Origin of the sequence: Bacillus sp. FSL W8-0770, assembly GCF_038008705.1 — a bacterium.
Classification (GTDB): domain Bacteria; phylum Bacillota; class Bacilli; order Bacillales; family Bacillaceae_G; genus Bacillus_A; species Bacillus_A cereus.
The window spans coordinates 3,082,366-3,100,978 of sequence record NZ_JBBOZR010000001.1; the positions used below are offsets into that span (position 1 = coordinate 3,082,366).

The window sequence follows — 18,613 nt, forward strand, 5'->3', positions numbered from 1 at the left end:
TCACACTATTCGCTTCTATAGTAAAAGAACCTTTTAGACTAGAAAAAATCCTTATCCAAACTATGGATCATACGAACCAAATACTTCTCTCCTATGCATTCCTTCACTAAAATCTACTCGTCCTTTCTTACACCAATTCCTCAAAATCCCCTTCACATAAGCTAACGTTTTCTTATTATTTTCAAACGCAATTTTAAGTGCCTCTAACACTTTCTCTCCAGAAAGTCTTTGTATCCAATTCTTCAATTCCTTCACAATATATGGGGATAAACTACTAATATTTTGTTCATAAAACTTATAAACTTCACTATTTGGAACGTCCTCTTCTATGGTTTCCACCTCTATCTCTTCCGCTTCTTCTTTCTCTTCAATAACTACTTGTGAACTACTATTATCCTCTTCTTTTGGCATACCAAAATGCTGCAATAATAATGGAATCTTGTATTCTTCTTCAAGGCATTTACGTAAAAATATATGTATGAACTCATTACTTTTTATAGTCTTTAACTCACGTAATACGCACTTCTCCACATTCGTATTTGAAATAGGGTTATAGTGTAACCAATTTATTATGAATACCTCTTTCGTTTCCGTATCATATAAAATCTTTCCATACTCAACAAACCTGTTTAGCAACTTCTCAACAGTCTCCATACTATAACCTGTTTCAAGCTCTGCCACACGCTTCGGTAATATATAAATACCACATTGCTTCGTTTTCGTACCAGTTAACAAATATATGTAAAAATAACGCTCCTCTGGCGTTAAATCTAATATGAATTCATCTTGCCAAAAGTTCACCTGCACATTACGGTATACTGCCATATGTTTCCCTCCACTCTTTGCTAGTAAATAGGAAAATTTTAATCCTTCATTATAAAGATAGGCATGCGGGAATGGTTTTGGCATTCAAATTACAATTTTTTTACTACTACAACGCCGGTTTCATTTTTTCGCGCTTGTTTTGTTCTTGTTCTTGTTTTTGTTTTTGTTTTTGTTTTTGTTTTTTCTTAGTGATTTATTACTTGGTAGGGGCTTATGAGGGGCTTGGAAGGGCATTCTACATTACAATCTATGAAATACAATTTGTTCTTCCTACTAAATAGGAGCTATTCCAAATTATTATTTTGGATAGCTCCTTTCAAATTCTTCTTATTTTTTACTTCTACCAATGTCAGCTTCTACATACAATTTATTCTGCTATTTGCGGACAGTAAAACTCTCATTTCAAAATTCGGTGAATAAACTGCTCGATTCCAGTGCGAGTGGCCCTCACTGATTAAAGTTTCATTTTATTTTTGCATTGAATCTAACATCTTCACAATAAAGGCAGCTGCCTGACCACGAGTTGCTGTACCTCGAGGATCAAACTCATTATTTCCAATACCATTAACTACCTTTAGACTGTATAATCGTTGAACCGATTCTTTGTATGTTATTAAATGCTTATCTGTAAATGGTAATGCTACTAACTCACCTGTAATTCCTTTATATCGCAATGCTTTGTCAATCATAATAGATACTTCTTCACGAGTAATTGGTGAGTTAGGATCAAAAATCCCTTCACCACGACCATTAATAATTCCTGCACTTGCACAACGTTTAATACCGTCATGAAGTGATGGATGTGCCTCATTAATATCTACAAATGACTTATTTCCCTCTGGTAGTTTAAGAGCATTCGAGATTAATTTCGCAAACTCCGCTCTCGTTACATTTCGATATGGCGCAAATACACCATTACCTTCGCCTTGCATAATACCTAGACTGTTTAATTTACGAATATGCCCTTCAAACCAGCCACCTGTAATATCATCTTTTGGTTTTTGTACTTCTTCCTTAGGCTTTTGTACTTCTTCCTTAGGCTTTTGTACTTCTTCCTTTGGTACATTGTAGTTAATTTTAATCCAACTTGGGTCATAGAAAATCCATTCTCCATTACCTACTTTATACCAACCATTTTTAACGGCTAATACTTTGTAACGATCTCCGTTTGAAGCTTTACGTACAACACGATGTTCAATACCCGCATCACTACGTACATTGATGCCACTACCATTTACCACTAGTTCCATGCTAGGTTCAGCTGGATTATTTTCATTTGGATTAAATGAGTCATTTTTATCTTGTAAAGGCGTATCAATCTGCGCATTTATATTTGCATACCACTGAATTCCTTGTACGAAACCAGCCCAATTACCACGTGAAATTAAAATGTCAGGACATTTTTTCCCGCTCCATTGTTGATGCTTGTAAATATGATCTGCACCAATTCCTTCTTTGTTCATTAAATAACCTGCAAGTCGTTTTGCATTTTCTAACGCTTTATTGTAATCACCGTCTTGGTTAACCGCAATCTCGATACCGATAGACTCCCTGTTTCCTGAACCATCTCCATCTCCTGCATGCCAACCATTTTCGTTTGTTGGTAAGTGTTGATAAATTTGTCTATCATCTACAGTAAAATGCCATGAAGCTGTTCGGAAAGTGCCTTCAGTTGCTTGCTTGTATAAATATTTCGCATGATTTTCAGCATTAGCACCAGCGGCTGTATTTGCGGTCTCATGAATTGTAATGTAACGTGCTTTCATCGGATTTGCAGGACGAATATCAGGATTTCCTGCTGGAACAATCCACTCCACAAATGGAACTCCTGCAAGTGTTCCATATTTCTTCGTACTCTGTGCACTATATTGAATACCTCTTGGCTTTGCAACAGGTTTCATTTGACGATCAGATCCATCATTTCGACCATCTACAGATTCAAATGCCTTTTCAATGTTTGAAATAGCTTCCTTTTCTGCTACTTGTCCCTTCTTAGCATCTTGCATTTTGTTTAATTCTTCTGTTTCATCATGTTTATGCTTATATTCTTCTAAAAGCATTTTTTCATTTTCAGATACTTCTGCTTCGTTAATTTGTACATGATTAGGAACTTCCAACTTGAAATTAGAATAATTTAATCCGCTCGTTCCGTGTTCTCCTTGGGCAATATTAAGTTGATCAGTTTGAGAGTTGTTTATCTCTTCTGCTGATGCTGATAAAGGTACGCTCCCTAAAATCACTAGACTTGTTGATAGTGCGATTACTTGTTGTTTGATTGTCTTATTCATTATTATAATAAATACATACACACTCCCACCGTGTATGTATCTCAACCTCCCTTTATTGTTACATTAATTTTTTAAAATATGAATCTACTATGTACTTCCAATACATTTTATTTTTTATTTATATATTTAAATCATCATATTTTATACTCATTAAGAAAATATTTATATGTCATCCCTACAGATGAATTTCATCTAACATACTTTTTACAAATTTCGTCAACAAACATTATTTTACAACTAATTACAAATACCGTCAAAATAATCAATTTAAACTTAGACAAATAACTGGCATACAATTTCATAATAAGAGATCCTGTACTATCGACATACATCTATTACAAATTCCCTTTAACGTTTTCAACAATCTCATTTATCGTATTCCGATCAAACTTATCACTAATTTCATATGACTCACGATCTCCTACGAATTGCACGCCTACGATATCATTGCGATCCTTACCGTATTGCACTTCAATAATAGATCCTCGCTCTATTTGTTTCCAAATGAGACCTGCTTCATCTTTATTATCTAAAATAATGCAGTCTTCAATATTTTCATCAATCCCAATTAATTTATTATCATCCATATATCCAATCTCGTATTGTTGCCGTTCTTTCGCTTTGCCACTTACTAATATACCTTTGCTACCATATGAGTAATCCATATAGTCCTTTTTCTCCGTTTGTACCACTTTCGGCTTTTGTGCTTCAGTTTTTTCAGCAGTCCCACAACCTGTAATAAGACTGATTGGGATAACCACTATTAATACGAATCTAGTAAATTTCTTTATCATTTGTAACCAACCTCATATATTTAATGCAAAACTCCATTTATTACTCTATTAAAGAATAACATGATATTAAGTAAACAGAACGAAAGATAACATATTCTTTACATACTCGCACTTTAATGAAGGACTAGGCCATTTAAACCTAGTCCTACATAACTTTAACTTTGCTTCACATACTTAATTGTATGAAATGACGTCTCATTAAATAATTGCAAGTTTTCCCCATCATAATCTTGAACTTTATATGCTATTTTCTTTTTTTGAATTGTATCTTCTACACCGTCTACTAAACGTTTATTGAGATGTAAATAGATTGTAAAAGCTTCCTTATCATATTCCCAAGTGCCTTCAATATAATTCTTTTTATTTGGATACTCACCTTTACCATACGTTTCAAATGTCTTATCACCTTTTAGAATAAGTGACATAATGAAACCGTCTGTTCCTTTGAATCCCCAATTACCGATTAATTCCGTACCATCTTTCACATTCTTCATAACGTTATCCGTATTAATTCCAGCTTTCTTATCTAACTCTTTCAAATCTTTCACAGATACTGTACCGTCACCGATTTTAATATCCCCTTCAAGATCTTTGAATGCCTTAAGCCAGTAAATATCTCCTTCTTTCACTAACTTTTCGGATTTCTCCATTAACTCTTTATCAGTCTTATCGCCTTTTTCTCTTTTTTCTTTTCGGGTGAATACTTCATTTATTAAAGAAAAAGACTCTCTAAAATAACCAATTGCTTTTTCAAAATCCTTTTGTTGATTTACATACTCTGTAGGGGGATCTATTGACTCAAATTTATCTAACACTTTATTTAATTCTTTCACACTATCTACTATATCTGATTTCTTTTTCTTACCGTCAAAAACCTCTCTTGTAATATTGTTATGCTCCGCAAACAACTTATCAAACTCTACTCCTAATTTATACACTTTATTAGGATAGTCTTCCTTTGAAACTTTTTCTTTCTTACTATTAGACTTCGATTCTTTTACTTTAGACTCTTCCGTTTTCTCCTGTTTAGAAGTGTTCGTTTTCTCAGAAACTCCACAACCAAATAACAACATGACCGGAACTGCTACCCCTAGTAGTTTCTTTGCATTCATGACTGATTTCTCCTTCTACTTGAATAGATTACTCTTGCTATACCCATCCTCTTTTTTTATCTTGTAATTAAAGTTACAATCGCAATAACTCCTAGAATCGGTCCCCAATATTCCATTTTTATAAAAAATAATGAGTGCTTTTTGTTAAACATAACTTTTTCACCAGTTTCGGCATCTATATAAACTTTCCCATCTGGCTTATTAATATATTTACCTAAATACCAAGACATAACCCCTGATATAATAAACATTACCGCCATTGGCCAACTATGGTCTTGAAAATATGTAGCGTCCCCCGTTATAGATCCAAAGATAGCCTTACCCAAAAGAGTATTAATAATTACAATAATTGCGACTAAAAAACCCCAACCAGACCAAATAATCATCTATTTCTCCTCCTAAAGCGTACAACTTTGTACTTTATGTTAATTTGAACTGCAAACGAAAATGTTTAAAAAACCGAATATTCAGACGTTAATAATTATATTTAGCTTACATTCGATTCTAACTTTAATGTCCTAAATGCAAATGAACCAGATATAATTTGTAAAATTGTCGGAATAAGTAAAAAGAATAATGACATAAACAACATAACTATAGGAATCACAATCATACAAACTCCATAAACTTTATTATTAACCTTGTTTACTAAACACGATAAAATGAACAATCCTATTTGAACCGTTAAAATAATAGAGTAATAAGCTAAAAGTTCGTAATCAACACCTTCCATAATATTAAACGCTACAACTATTAATATTATGGAAATAATAATTCCCAAAATGCCACCAATTAAACCTAATACAAATTCAGGTGTTCTTTTCAATTCAATCCCCCTTTTTTGAAAAACTAACAACTTGTATATTTTTCCCATTCACCATCATACCAAATATTTATTGGAAAAACTATACAAATCATTTTTATTCTACTGTACTTTACTTCTAACTATAGATAACTTGTAGCAGTTACAAAATTAAAACCTTCACAATTACTTACTGAATTGTCATATTGAAAATTATAAATTAAAACGATAGAATTATAGGATTTATTTAATTTAACTACTTCCTTAATTCGAGAAAGTATTTTATCATCATATGAACATCCCGTTAATAACATAGAAATGTCATCACTCGCTTCTTCTAACACTTCCTTTTCAATAAAATCTTCATCTACATCAATCATATCAATATTAAAATCAACAAAAAATCTTGCTGGTATAGAGTCTCCTTCTTCATCATACGTAACATCTATATATGTATCCAACTGATCTTGCGTTTGCATATTACCGAACCATATTGAAACCATTCCGTGTACTTCCATTAATAGCGTCCTCCATTATGAATATATATTCTCATTCAACTTACGCTTTAAAATTCATGATTTTTATAAAAACCATTTCTTCTTTCCTTTCAGTCAAATAGGATTATTCGGAAATTCATTATCATACTTATTAATTAGCGCTTTATCATTTTCATTAATTGGTACTTCACCTAAGTATTTACGTTTCCAAATAATCATTTGATCACTAAAACTATATTCTGTTTCGAGCCAATTGGTATAATCGAAATGCATGTTAAATTCCCCACTATGTTCCAGAGACATTGTAAAAGAGTACCAAAGCTCTTGCTGATTATCTTTAAAAACATCTCTTAATTCCTTACTCAATTTATATAAAGAATCTTCTTTCCTTTCAAACTCCTCTTCATTAACTTCGTATTTAAAAGGAATTTCTACACTATACTTATAATTTTGTTTATTTCTGAAGTTGTTATAGAAAAAGTAAGTTCCCCCTCCAGCTTCTGATATTTGTGCATAAAAATAAAATTTCTCCCATTCTTCTGGAATCATGGCATGAACCGTTTCCGCTATCTCTCTATATAATCGATTCAATTTTATTTCCAATTGAATACCCCCTATTTGATGTTCATCATTCACTTTTTCTATATTATACCACCCTTTTAATTAGCTCTTTATTTCATCTAAAATTCAAACCAAGTTTCGATACCTTTAGAAAGTAGACATACCTCTTAAATACAATTAGTATTAAAATAAGAAATATGAAAGACTTAAAAAGGCTTTCACATGAAGAAAGGAAGTTGCACAACTATGGATCTTAAAACAGTTATGCAAGAACTTGAAGCTCTAGGTAAGGAACGAACGAAAAAAATATACATATCTAACGGTGCGCACGAACCGGTTTTCGGAGTAGCTACAGGTGCTATGAAACCAATCGCTAAAAAAATAAAATTAAATCAAGAGTTAGCTGAAGAACTTTATGCCACAGGTAACTACGATGCTATGTACTTTGCAGGTATTATTGCCGATCCAAAAGCTATGAGTGAGTCTGATTTTGATCGCTGGATAGACGGGGCATATTTTTATATGCTATCTGATTATGTAGTGGCAGTAACTTTATCGGAGTCAAATATTGCGCAAGATGTTGCTGATAAATGGATTGCAAGTGGGGACGAGCTTAAAATGTCTGCCGGCTGGAGTTGCTACTGTTGGCTATTAGGAAATCGCAAAGACAATGAATTTTCCGAAAGTAAAATTTCCGATATGCTTGAAATGGTGAAAGATACAATTCATCATTCTCCAGAACGAACAAAATCCGCTATGAATAATTTCCTAAACACCGTGGCAATTTCATATGTACCACTACACGAAAAGGCAGTTGAGACTGCAAAAGAAGTTGGTATAGTTGAAATCAAACGTGATAAGAAAAAAAGCAGTTTGTTAAATGCTACAGAGAGTATTCAGAAAGAACTCGATAGAGGAAGACTTGGTTTTAAGCGTAAGTATGTAAGGTGTTAAAAAAGATTCGTATTAGGGTGTCAATCTGATAAAGATTGATACCTTTTTCATTCAGGTTATATATCCCCTCATTTACTTTTAACTTATATTAAAAAATAATATCCTGATAACCTACTTCCATTACCTTTTCATTTAATAATCGAACTCCTACACCATTTTCTATATCCCACGTACAATTAAATGTAATTCCAACCTCTCGCCCTTCCGTAATATCTGCATACGGAACAACAATACCCTCTAAACCGATCATCTCTAGTATTTGATCAGTTGTTTCAACTAATGGATAATTTTCTTGCACTCCAATATCATATCCCAATTCACATCTCCTTTGTTTGTAATAGTCTAATATAGACTGTAGTAAACTTATTTGTACCTCTTCCCAATTTTTTATTAATGATTGATACGCTACATACTGCCCTTCATCAAACATCTCATCTTCTTCACCATCTATCATCAAATCAATCTCAGTGACATTGCCTATAAAAGTTATAGGCATACGCTTACCCCAAGCATAATTATATTCAATCTCTCCAAAAACTGAATCGTTCATTGTCATTTATCCGTCACTCCTCTCGCACTTATTACTAAGGTGTCCCTGCTTATTGTTAACTCCCATCAACACTTAACATTTGAAATATTCTTTCAAAAACATATAAAACGTTGGCCAACTCTCCTTTAATTCTCCATTTAAAAGTAATTCATCTCCACCTTCAAAATTTACTGAGTAAACTTTATCAGTTACACTATCAAGGACCAATGCAGCATTTGCTGTCATTTCCGTTAAAACTAAATACTTATTAGGAAATCCATGTTCCTTTCGAGCAATAATTGTGTAATATTCAATATTATTCTCTTCATCTATAATATCAAGTAATTCATAAGGAACGTGCTCGTCCCAAAAAGGTCCTGCAAATCGATAATAAAACTCTCTAAATGTATTAGACACTTCTACACCTAACCTATTTATTACTTCATACACCTGATCTTTATCCGCCCGCTTATATATGTCTTCTTCCAAAACTTCTTCTAAGCAATTTGGCAAAGCATGCATTTGTATCCCTCCTTTACAAGGTTTATCCATGTGTTTATGAAATGAATTTGCAGCTCCCTGCAAACTACCTGTACGGCATAGAACCAATAAATGTAACCTCTAAACCATCAAACATATCCTCTCTTTTCACTTCATTATATTTAAAATCATAAAGAACAATAGCAAAGTTAATATCGTTCGCTAAACTATCTCCATTTACTAGCTTTTTTATTTTAGGAATAATTCGTTCACTATAAGAAAAATCATTTAAAATATGTTCAATTTCCCTTTTATTATTCTCATAAAAACAAATTTCAATATTATCTTCATCATAATAACCGAATTCAAAGCTCGTCCCAAACTTTGAATGAACTGAATCACCATCTATCGTGTAATCTATATCGACATACTCCTCAAGATTTTGGAGTGATTTAGAAATTCCAAACCAAACTGAAGCCATTCCACTATATTCCACTTTTCCACGCCCCTCTAGCCGGTCTATAATTCATATAAACATTCTTCACTTTACTATTTTTGTAATCTCAAACTAGAAATCAACTCATTTAAACTGTTCGAAACCTCTATAAACAACCACGTTCGAAATCCTCGAATTCGTTCTTTCCACTTACATTATTTAAAACAAATAGTGAACCATTTCTTTCTACCACTATAGGAACCTTATCTTGTCCCTTAATAACTCGTGATTAAGTCTTCACCCTCATATCTAGGGTCTTTCTCCACTTTACCATCTTTTGTTTTGATGACTTTTAGTCTACCTAACCACTCTGCTCCGTTATATGTCTCTTCACTTACCCATACATTATGCTTTTTACCGTCTACCTCAACTACTAATGTTGGGTGTGTAAATATGAATTCCTCCTCTACATGCCTACCTACAATTTCTGCATGTAATGATGTACCTTCTTCAACTAGTTTACTATTCTGATACCCTTCGATAATAGATAATCCAATAAATACAAAGAATATCAGTCCAAATACGGTCACTTTCTTCTTTGTACTCCATTTATTCTTTTCTTTCACTTCTAATTATTCATATAAGCTCTCAATTTCCATACACCAAAAAGAACCCTTTTCCATACACTTATCATCAATTTTTTTCAATTCTTCCTTCAACCAACTTATTGTACACTCTGGTATATTATTATCGATAAAGGCATCCTCACCATTTATCTCTACTGCCTTATCAATCATTTTTGAATATACTAATAAACATGCTGCAAATTGTTGTATAGAAGAATTCATAAACGCTTCTTTATACGCATCACTATTATTTAGAAATACTATTTTTTCTTGTTTTTCAATTATACAAATTGGATCTCCAGAACTTGTTGTTCCTAAATACCAATATTTTCGAAACTCTTCTGGCATATGAAATACATTTATAATAGACCTTACGAAAGACTGAGATGAAGTAAATTCTAAATATGGTGGCGGTGTTTCTGGCAAGCCTCCTATAGACAAAAATCGTTTCACTTCAGCTGAAAAGTTTTTGTTTATTAATTCTTTTTCAGGAAATGTAATGAGTGGGCCATCTTTATTAACATCCCATTTCTCCCGAAAATCCTCTGGTAATATCATTTTTTCACCTTCTTGATGTGTTTATGTCTTTTAAGATTTAATTGGGCTACTAGATGTATTTTTATTTTTCCCACACTAAAAATACCATCTAGTATTATCTACACTTATTCACTAAAACTCCCTAGTTCTTCTGTCCAAAAACATCCTTCCGTTAAAGCAACTGCATCAATTTCTTGAAGTGCACTAGAAATCCACTCCACCAAATCTTCAGGTATATTTTTTTCAATATAAGCCTTTCTTCCATTGGCAGCCTTTACTTCTTTTATAAATTCCACATAGACAAGTAAAGATTCTGCAAACTTCTCTATCGTACTATTTATAAGAACGACTTTATTTTCATTGTCATAATCTATATATACGAGTTGTGATTTAGATTCATCAATACAGATTGGATTCCCACTACCAGTAAATCCAAAATATATAAACTTATCATACATCGTACCTAATTCATTTTGTATCTTGCTCAACCTTATCCCGCCGCCGTTATCCGCAGATTCAAATGTAAGAAATGGAGGAGCAGACTCGGGAAAACCTGCTTTAATTAAGAAGTCTTTCGTTTCTTTCGAGAAGGAAAACGAGTGAATGATTTTTTCATTATAATGAATTAAACCGTATATTTCTTCATTTCAATTCACTAAAAAATCTTGTCGTGAGATCATTTTATCCTCCTGTATACCATATTATTATCTCTGCTCCATTTTTAAATTACTTATCAACTCAACTAGGAAATTAGAAAGAAACTCCTTTTCTTCTGTTTCAAAGTTTTCTATTAATACTTCTCCTGTTTCATTGTCAAAAATAATAGCCTTATCTTCCGGAGAGATAAATCCTATCTGTATATACCTAAATTCTCCCCCTTCACTCTCCTCATACCGTTTCATTATTTGAATAAATTCTACTATAAATTAATAGGATTTCATTTCCTACTGTATTATTAATATTTGAAAAATAATTGAATTTCATATCCCACCTTAATACTAATAGTAAAGTTATATAGCGATTCTTATTACTTTTCCACTATAAATCTCTTCAATCGATCCTGCCTTATTTACACGTATTCTCTCGATTAAAGTCAAATGCTGCTTCAATACCATTTTTTAGTGATTTTTGTAATAACGTATCTAATCCTACATGGAAGTTTCACTTTATCCTGCAATCTCAGCCGAAGAGAGCCCCTCATGAATATTTCCGCTTACAATGATAGAATGTCCCCAAAATATATCTCCATCCGAAAAGAATATTTCAAAATCACCTTCTGAATAAACGCTTAAGCTGCTTAATGTGATGGAATTAATGAACATTTCTTTTGTAATTTCGTCGATTTCTGCTTCATCATCATCTTGTAGCCATTCATTTGCTAACTCTACCAGTTCTTTTGCAGCGTACATTTTCATTTTCATTTTCCATTCATCTTGCTCTTTGAAAAGTGCATGTGCTGTTTCCAGTGCAGACTTCATCATATGTTTGTCTTCACTCCAATCAAAATATAAATGACATTCTTCACCAGCCCAAGATATTCTCTTTTCAAAAGTTTTCACTCTTTTATCGAGTTCGAACACACCCAACATCTCATCATGATAAAAAAGCGGTTTCATTGCATCTTGTAAGATGATTTCCAACTCATCATCTTTATATGGTGTTTCCAAAACCTTAACAAGCATCAATGAATTTTCTGACTTGCGCACCTGTAATGTTACAACTGTATTTGCTGTCAAAATGTCTTTTGATTTTCTCCATTCTGCATCATCAACCAACCATGCGAGTCGTATATCTTCTTTTGTAATCGTTTCATTGGTATGTAAGTCTTTCCACGCAATCAAATCAATTGACGCAGTCCACAAAATGTTGTCACCGCCTTTTGATGCACCGATTCCTAATGCCCCTGTGACAGCTGCTATTTCAATCACATTTTCTGAGAATCTATTTTCAAATCTACTTATTTCACTTGATTTACTCAATTTCGAATACATTCCTTTCATAGCCCACAGGCATAAGTACTTTGTGAGTTTTCCTGTTTTATTATAATTGGTCATGGTAACGCCTATATAGAATTATAGCTATAATTCTATATAGGCTTTTTTTTACCTGGAATTTTAAATTTAATTATATATACTTTTATAGCTTCAAAATCTTTACCAAAAGCAAGAAATGGATTTTTTAAGAAATATATTATTTCTTCGTCGTCATAAATTCGGGCTTTAATTATTTCTTTGTCCGAGTGAAACGATAAATTGACTCCTTTGTAAAAATATTCGTAGTATCCTTCTTCATTCTGCTCACTCTTATCTTCAAAAGGAACAGATTCAATATAATATATATTCCCATTTACATTTATTGATTTCATACAGCATGACTTCCTTTTCAAGAATATTCATAAGAAATTAAATAGTCTCTGTCAATCATACCAAAAATAAGGGATTTACTTTTAGAATTTATAAAAAATATATAGGATTAAATTTAAATCTTTATTTTATTTTTCATATTACTTCATTATCTCTGTCCAATTGTGTAATGTGTCACAGAAGTAGACATATTGCAATGAGTCGCAGTGAAGTGGGATATCCCTTGAGAATATAAAATAAGAAGATTAATCTAGAAAGACTATCTAGTTCGATCTTCTTTTATTGAATTTTTAATTAATGCATTTTTACCCTTAAAATAATATAATCAACGGGTGGATTATTATTTACATCCTCAAAACTGGTTCTAATTTTAAAGTCAAATTCATTTGTTATATTTTTCAATGAATAAATGTTTGTTCCATCTACACTTGTACGGGGCAATATATCCGAAAACGTAAAACGCATGAAGAATATGTTGCGGAACTATTAGAAAAACGCGGGTACGATATGCCGCAGAGTTTTTAGAAGTTCATGGCGATAATATCAAAGTTATAGGAACATACAAAGGCGCTAGAAATACCACAGAACACAAATGTAACTCATATAAAAATATATGGGAGGCAGCATCAACAAATATTTTAAAAAGAAAGGGAGAGAAACATTATGTCAAAGTTATTACGTGAATTATCTAAACCGGATAGTGAGGCCCTGCGTTCCGAAGCACTAGAACAGTTGAAAGTTACTTCAGGTAAAATTGTCGCTTGTGATCCTCTTATTTTTAATGAAAATCACTTCGAACAAACAATTCAGCCAGGTACATATCCAATTGTTGCTTGGTGGCATAAGGAAGATGGAGTCATTGCTGGTGCTGAATTGAAATTGTCGGAGTCAAAAGCGGTAGGATGGAAGATGGCAACAAAACCAGGACAAAATGTAAGTGAACTGGAAGACGGTTATATTTTTGGTTACCCAGTTGATACAAGCTTAGGGTGCTTTGCAGATGTTGAAGCAATTGGTAAGTTAGAAGAAATAGAAGATAGGTTACAACAAGAACTAGGAGAAGAATTTACTAGTTTGTATGATGATCTTATAGATGACATACTAACAGAACATGATGAAGATTGGGGAAATTGCGTGGTTTGTGAGGAAACAGGAAGTAATATCATTATATTCCGTTCAGGTTATGGAGATGGATTTTATCCTTCCTATTGGGGAATCGATGAAGCAGGAAAAATTGTTTCACTTGTTACTGATTTTCAAGTGCTACATGAGGAAAATTGAGGACAACATCAATAATGATATAAGAGTAAATATTTTTTCTTTTACAGCGTCAAATATTCCTCGTCTAATATTTGCAAATAACCCGTGGGATAATTTCCTTATATACTACTGGTTCTAATAAATAGGGTTATATTCTTAAGTGAATATAACCCGTCATTAATTCTAGTTGTATATTAACAGTTTTTTATTTAAATAATTTATTAACTCTACTGATGTAGAGTTAACGTCAAGTAACCCCAAAACATACATAATGGTTGATTTTAGAGTTACTAGTGCACTGTTTTATCACGATACAGATGAACTTCAGATACTCTACGCTCCGAAATTACTTTTTCTATAATTTCCTGACGGTTATATTCTACCTTCACTGTTTCACAGTTCCTCCAATGAGTAGGAGCAAATTTTTCATTTGACTCAAATACATCTAAAAGACGATTTAATATCTCTTCTTCGTTAAATGCTACTGTAGGATACATTGCGATTGTAAAATTATTCGGTTTCATTTTAATCTCCACTTTATTAGGAACAAGGTTATGTAACTATTTTCATTTATCACTGCCAGATAAGTTTGAATCCTTTCCCACTATTAATCATGTAACTTATTTAAAAACTCCGTAAAATCATTAGCAATACAGAATACATTTTCTCTTGCTCTTTCCTCTGCTTCCTCAGCCGTAATCCCTTCACTTTCCATCAATGTTTCCTTTTCCCATGCCCCCTCATGTTCCCAAAAGACGACAATTGGATCTTCTTTATGATTTTTATAATCAAAGCAGATTAAATTTCCTGCTGGGTCAAATGCGAATGGAATCAATGCACTCGGTAATGTGTCATTGTAATCATTGAATATCTCAATAATATTTTCATCATCATCCATATCATAAGTTAGTAATGTGCAAAAAACTTTTCTCTTCCCCTCAACTTCAAATACTTCTGGACTAACATGTGCTCCGTTATTCTTCATTACACATTCTATATAATCTAAAGGAAAATGAACGCCCAACTCTTTTTCTCATTTATATTTGTTTGTTCGCGCCATAAACATACTTCTATATTTCGATACCTCTTCACATTTCCTATATCTCTTTCTACGACTATCTCTCACTCGAATTACAATTCGTTATTTTATTAATATTCAACATTTTTAATATAGTGCTTATTACTTATTTAAACCGCTACTGAATTTTTCCGCATATAATATATCGAATTCAGTTAGTTCTATTTTTTGTTCTACAATATTCCCTTGTTCATCATACTTTTTAAAAGTCATTTCACGTCCCGCAATACATTCAGACTCATGCTTCTTCATTCCATTTTGAAAAAATTCAACACAGTACCCTTCAACCGCGCTTCTATTCATATTACTGATTCTTTTTATATTTCCATCCATATAAAACTCCACATACTCTCCTTGTTTAACACCATTTTCTACATAGAAATAACATTCTATATTTCCATTCTCATAAACATCATAAGCTAAGCCAGTAAACAATTTTTCTTTACCATCATCCGCACACTCTACTATTCCTAACCCATAAGGTCCCCCATATTCTAAACATTCTTCAAACTCAAGGCCATTCTGTATTATATACTCCTTCGTTAACACATCATTTAACATTTTCAATCCTCCTTTACAATATTAGCTAATGGTTAAGCCTTGTATGTAATAGTAAGTTTTTATCGTAATATAATTCTATTTTTATTGTGTAATTTCTATATACAATGAGAGGGATTTTCTAATATTCGTTTGTAACGTATGCTATCATAGGTCTTTAAATGTTCAAAATTCATTTACTTCTCACCAGACACACTTTTCTGTTCAATCCAAACCTCGCATTTACACAGTGCATCTCTTTCAGTAAATTAAAGCAATAGAAACTATCTTTAGTTTTTCCTCTTCTCTTATTTTTTGCCACAACTGTTTGCTAAGTGAACATGTTCATTAAAAATGTTGTTGTTAATTTGTTTTTCATATTTTTTTAATGTTTCATTTATTTTACTGCCAGTTTTACTTTCAAAACTTTTCTCTAATTCTGCTGCTATATCTCTTAGACTTGTTTGTAATTCATGAAATGCCCCTATGTTTTTTTGAAGAGCATATGTATCTTCTTTTATAATGTCTATTGATTTAAACCCTACTTCTGTTTTTAACATCATACGCTGCATTTCTCTTTCAATCTGTTTTTTAGCAGCTTGTAACTCCTCAACAACCTGATCTGCTAAATCTCCTGTAACACTTTCGATTTGCTTTTCTATCTTTTTAATTTCCCCCATAAAATCCATCATATAATTATCTCCTTATCTAAACTGAAAATTCCCCGCTAATTGATTATCTTTATCCCTAAGTGAATTTGCTGCATCACTAATTTCGTCCCCAAATCTACTTAAACTTTTTTGTTCTTTTCTTAAAAGATGAATTAATTCTTCTGCCATGTGTACATCGTGAAAATAGTCATTTCCACCTTCTTTCGTTTTGGCAATTCGTGAGATGGCTTCATCTATTTCATATGCTTCTAATAGATGATATTTCCCACCTGGCCCTGTTTCATATTTTAATTGACTTTTCAACTTTTGAACCGCTTCAGCTTCTCTTCTTTGAAACTCTTCTATATTTTTTGCTATATCTGATAATCGATTACTGAGCATTTGAATTTTTTGTGCTTGTCTTATAATATCTTCAGGTTCTAATTTTAATATGGGACTTCCATTGGAATGAAATGCTCCTCTAAATGTATCTCTACCGTGTCCTTCCATAGTTAAACGTGTAAAAAAATCTTCTTTTGTATCATTCTGTCTCACTGTAAATTGCTTACCAATTAGAGGTGCACCGAATTGAGTATGGTTACCAATTGGGTCATTCTCATGTGTATAATCCGTAGCTTTTTTTTCCATTTCCCCTCTATCTACTCGTTTTTTCGCTTCAGGACTTAGCAAACGATAAGGATTTGGTGCAGCCCATGTAGTTGCATAAAAATTCCGTTCCGAAGCAACATAATCAGCTTCTGCGCCTCCTTTACTATGCCCTGTAGCATGCACATAAGTTGGCTGATATGTTTCATTTACTTTATCTACCCATTCCAACCCGGTATTAAAAGATGTTGCAAAATCTGGTTTTACTGTTTGACTATTACTTGGAGTAATTAATTTAGAATGTGTTTTAATTCCAAACGTAATTTGATCGATATCTGTTTCGAAATCTGCCAATTGCTTAGGCTCTGTTCCACGAAATGCAAATACTATATTCTCTTTATAATCATTTTTCGGTACCACTGCAATAGCTTGTAATCCATTTTTCACTTTTTGACAATCTGCATCTATTGATTCTATAACAACCCACTTTTTACCATTAACACCTTTTATTTCTACACCTTTGTGCAAAAATTTATCATCATACACTTTATCTGATAGTTCGAAGTAATCTTCATCTGTCGCAATTGAATTCTTTTTAAATTCACTCATATCTTTCAATTCATTTCATGGTATATTTTAACTATATTCAAATACAAGGGGATTTTTTATGAAGAAAAAATTAGTAATTATTTTATCCATTATTTGTATTATAGCAGGAGGATATTTTACAATGGAATACTTAAAACATAAAGAAAAAGAAGAATTTTTTTGGAAAACACAAGAAACAAGAGTAGAAAAGTATATTCATTATAATGTTAAAGATGTTAAATCGATTACATTTATAGAACATAAAATAAGTCCAATGGGAATTCCGTCTATAGAAGGATATATAAATGATGATAAAGATCTATGGTTTGATGCTAGTATCAGTACTACAGAAAACTTCGAAGATAAATTTTCACGTTCTGGAGAACTAGGAAAACTTATAAAAGACCCTGAAAAATCCGTATCCGAAATTGAAAAGGAAGAGAAAGAAAAGAAAAAAGAATAGTCTTTGCACTATTCTTGTCTTCCCTATCCAATTTTAAAAAGAATGTAATAGGGGCATTTCTAATGAAGAAAGTAATTATTTTAATTGTATCTGCTTTGGTGCTCATAGCAGGAGGGTATTTTACAATAGAATACTTAAAACATAAAGAAATAGAAGAAAAGTTTTGGAAAGCACAAGAAGTTCGTGTAGAAAAGTATATTCATTATAATATTAAAGATGTGAAATCTATTACATTTACAGAACGTGAAACTAGTCCTATGGGCATTCCTAGACTAAAAGGGTATATAAATAATAACCAACAATTAGATTTTGTAGCTCGTATTAGTACTACAGAAAATTTCGAAGATAAATTTGACTGCTCTGCGGAATTAGGAAAACTTATAAAAGATCCTGAAAAGTCTGTTTCCGAAATTGAAAATGAAGAAAAGAAAAAAATCCAAGAGTAGTCTTTACGATTACTCTTTTGTTTTCCTATAAAAAATAAAACAAAAGTTGATTATTTGTAATATAGTAATAGCCATTTAACTATCTATAAGATAATTTTTTTATATTTGATAACCATATGCCTATCAATCCCATTATTTTAGTCTTATTTTTTTCCAATCTTTATTATCTCTCATCTATCTT

General features: G+C 32.2%; 22 protein-coding genes and 4 pseudogenes. 4 read left to right on the forward strand and 22 right to left on the reverse strand.

Annotated features, from left to right (window positions below; all coding sequences use genetic code 11):
- Nucleotides 1-60 precede the first annotated feature (60 nt).
- The 8 genes from NST27_RS15775 to NST27_RS15810 all read right to left on the reverse strand — a co-directional run bounded on the left by NST27_RS15775 (nucleotide 61) and on the right by NST27_RS15810 (nucleotide 6,921).
- Nucleotides 61-909 (reverse strand): DnaD domain-containing protein, encoded by an 849-nt coding sequence (locus tag NST27_RS15775; protein WP_002041481.1) that lies wholly within the window; start codon nucleotides 907-909, stop codon nucleotides 61-63.
- A 383-nt stretch (nucleotides 910-1,292) separates the two neighbouring features.
- Nucleotides 1,293-3,113: an S-layer homology domain-containing protein gene (locus tag NST27_RS15780; protein ID WP_001986537.1), complete on the reverse strand. Its 1,821-nt coding sequence runs from the start codon at nucleotides 3,111-3,113 to the stop codon at nucleotides 1,293-1,295.
- 335 nt (nucleotides 3,114-3,448) lie between these two features.
- A complete protein-coding gene (locus NST27_RS15785) occupies nucleotides 3,449-3,907 on the reverse strand; it encodes a hypothetical protein (protein WP_000591626.1) in 459 nt (152 codons plus the stop codon).
- 155 nt (nucleotides 3,908-4,062) lie between these two features.
- On the reverse strand, nucleotides 4,063-5,019 hold the full coding sequence (locus tag NST27_RS15790) for a DUF3994 domain-containing protein (RefSeq protein WP_000992208.1): 957 nt from the start codon (nucleotides 5,017-5,019) through the stop codon (nucleotides 4,063-4,065).
- Nucleotides 5,020-5,075: 56 nt separating this feature from the next.
- Nucleotides 5,076-5,405: a hypothetical protein gene (locus NST27_RS15795; RefSeq protein ID WP_000587853.1), complete on the reverse strand. Its 330-nt coding sequence runs from the start codon at nucleotides 5,403-5,405 to the stop codon at nucleotides 5,076-5,078.
- Between the two features lie 101 nt (nucleotides 5,406-5,506).
- On the reverse strand, nucleotides 5,507-5,845 hold the full coding sequence (locus NST27_RS15800) for a DUF4064 domain-containing protein (protein ID WP_000831724.1): 339 nt from the start codon (nucleotides 5,843-5,845) through the stop codon (nucleotides 5,507-5,509).
- A 119-nt stretch (nucleotides 5,846-5,964) separates the two neighbouring features.
- Nucleotides 5,965-6,339: an immunity 22 family protein gene (locus tag NST27_RS15805; RefSeq protein WP_000451794.1), complete on the reverse strand. Its 375-nt coding sequence runs from the start codon at nucleotides 6,337-6,339 to the stop codon at nucleotides 5,965-5,967.
- A gap of 93 nt (nucleotides 6,340-6,432) precedes the next feature.
- On the reverse strand, nucleotides 6,433-6,921 hold the full coding sequence (locus tag NST27_RS15810) for an antitoxin YezG family protein (protein WP_000403544.1): 489 nt from the start codon (nucleotides 6,919-6,921) through the stop codon (nucleotides 6,433-6,435).
- 204 nt (nucleotides 6,922-7,125) lie between these two features.
- Here NST27_RS15810 and NST27_RS15815 point away from each other — a divergent pair, with 204 nt between their 5' ends.
- On the forward strand, nucleotides 7,126-7,833 hold the full coding sequence (locus tag NST27_RS15815) for a DNA alkylation repair protein (protein ID WP_000364669.1): 708 nt from the start codon (nucleotides 7,126-7,128) through the stop codon (nucleotides 7,831-7,833).
- 88 nt (nucleotides 7,834-7,921) lie between these two features.
- Here the strand turns inward: NST27_RS15815 and NST27_RS15820 are convergent, their stop codons facing one another.
- From NST27_RS15820 to NST27_RS15860, 9 genes and pseudogenes are all read right to left on the reverse strand, one after another.
- The gene (locus tag NST27_RS15820; protein WP_000178426.1) at nucleotides 7,922-8,389 is read right to left on the reverse strand and encodes a DUF6985 domain-containing protein; all 468 of its coding nucleotides are present in this window, start codon (nucleotides 8,387-8,389) and stop codon (nucleotides 7,922-7,924) included.
- Between the two features lie 66 nt (nucleotides 8,390-8,455).
- A complete protein-coding gene (locus tag NST27_RS15825) occupies nucleotides 8,456-8,884 on the reverse strand; it encodes an SMI1/KNR4 family protein (RefSeq protein WP_047386526.1) in 429 nt (142 codons plus the stop codon).
- Between the two features lie 64 nt (nucleotides 8,885-8,948).
- Nucleotides 8,949-9,338 carry an immunity 22 family protein gene (locus NST27_RS15830; RefSeq protein WP_000456758.1) on the reverse strand — a complete coding sequence of 130 codons (390 nt, stop codon included), beginning with the start codon at nucleotides 9,336-9,338 and terminating at the stop codon, nucleotides 8,949-8,951.
- 53 nt (nucleotides 9,339-9,391) lie between these two features.
- A pseudogene (locus NST27_RS15835) lies at nucleotides 9,392-9,546 on the reverse strand (SecY-interacting protein Syd); the annotation flags it as partial.
- Nucleotides 9,547-9,553: 7 nt separating this feature from the next.
- Nucleotides 9,554-9,907 (reverse strand): annotated as a pseudogene (locus tag NST27_RS15840) (hypothetical protein); the annotation flags it as partial.
- A 3-nt stretch (nucleotides 9,908-9,910) separates the two neighbouring features.
- Nucleotides 9,911-10,462 carry an SUKH-4 family immunity protein gene (locus NST27_RS15845; RefSeq protein ID WP_000602766.1) on the reverse strand — a complete coding sequence of 184 codons (552 nt, stop codon included), beginning with the start codon at nucleotides 10,460-10,462 and terminating at the stop codon, nucleotides 9,911-9,913.
- Between the two features lie 104 nt (nucleotides 10,463-10,566).
- A complete protein-coding gene (locus NST27_RS15850) occupies nucleotides 10,567-11,079 on the reverse strand; it encodes an SUKH-4 family immunity protein (RefSeq protein ID WP_306302921.1) in 513 nt (170 codons plus the stop codon).
- A gap of 528 nt (nucleotides 11,080-11,607) precedes the next feature.
- On the reverse strand, nucleotides 11,608-12,441 hold the full coding sequence (locus tag NST27_RS15855; RefSeq protein WP_000677953.1) for a DUF2262 domain-containing protein: 834 nt from the start codon (nucleotides 12,439-12,441) through the stop codon (nucleotides 11,608-11,610).
- A gap of 86 nt (nucleotides 12,442-12,527) precedes the next feature.
- Entirely contained in the window at nucleotides 12,528-12,806 is a 279-nt protein-coding gene (locus NST27_RS15860; protein WP_025708725.1) for a hypothetical protein, read from the reverse strand.
- Nucleotides 12,807-13,467: 661 nt separating this feature from the next.
- Between NST27_RS15860 and NST27_RS15865 the strand changes: the two genes are divergently transcribed.
- Nucleotides 13,468-14,085, forward strand: a complete 618-nt coding sequence (locus NST27_RS15865) for a DUF4241 domain-containing protein (protein WP_000040613.1) — start codon at nucleotides 13,468-13,470, stop codon at nucleotides 14,083-14,085.
- 272 nt (nucleotides 14,086-14,357) lie between these two features.
- Here the strand turns inward: NST27_RS15865 and NST27_RS15870 are convergent.
- From NST27_RS15870 to NST27_RS15890, 5 genes and pseudogenes are all read right to left on the reverse strand, one after another.
- A pseudogene (locus NST27_RS15870) lies at nucleotides 14,358-14,588 on the reverse strand (hypothetical protein); the annotation flags it as partial.
- Between the two features lie 83 nt (nucleotides 14,589-14,671).
- Nucleotides 14,672-15,097 (reverse strand): annotated as a pseudogene (locus tag NST27_RS15875) (SMI1/KNR4 family protein); the annotation flags it as partial.
- A 147-nt stretch (nucleotides 15,098-15,244) separates the two neighbouring features.
- A complete protein-coding gene (locus tag NST27_RS15880; protein ID WP_000930906.1) occupies nucleotides 15,245-15,703 on the reverse strand; it encodes a toxin-antitoxin system YwqK family antitoxin in 459 nt (152 codons plus the stop codon).
- A 284-nt stretch (nucleotides 15,704-15,987) separates the two neighbouring features.
- The gene (locus tag NST27_RS15885) at nucleotides 15,988-16,371 is read right to left on the reverse strand and encodes a hypothetical protein (RefSeq protein ID WP_000968639.1); all 384 of its coding nucleotides are present in this window, start codon (nucleotides 16,369-16,371) and stop codon (nucleotides 15,988-15,990) included.
- A gap of 12 nt (nucleotides 16,372-16,383) precedes the next feature.
- On the reverse strand, nucleotides 16,384-17,544 hold the full coding sequence (locus NST27_RS15890; RefSeq protein WP_001288652.1) for a hypothetical protein: 1,161 nt from the start codon (nucleotides 17,542-17,544) through the stop codon (nucleotides 16,384-16,386).
- Nucleotides 17,545-17,602: 58 nt separating this feature from the next.
- Here NST27_RS15890 and NST27_RS15895 point away from each other — a divergent pair, with 58 nt between their 5' ends.
- Nucleotides 17,603-17,986, forward strand: coding sequence for a DUF1433 domain-containing protein (locus NST27_RS15895; RefSeq protein WP_000728330.1), 384 nt, complete (start codon nucleotides 17,603-17,605; stop codon nucleotides 17,984-17,986).
- A gap of 62 nt (nucleotides 17,987-18,048) precedes the next feature.
- Nucleotides 18,049-18,432, forward strand: a complete 384-nt coding sequence (locus tag NST27_RS15900) for a DUF1433 domain-containing protein (protein WP_000755747.1) — start codon at nucleotides 18,049-18,051, stop codon at nucleotides 18,430-18,432.
- The last annotated feature ends 181 nt before the right edge of the window (nucleotides 18,433-18,613 follow it).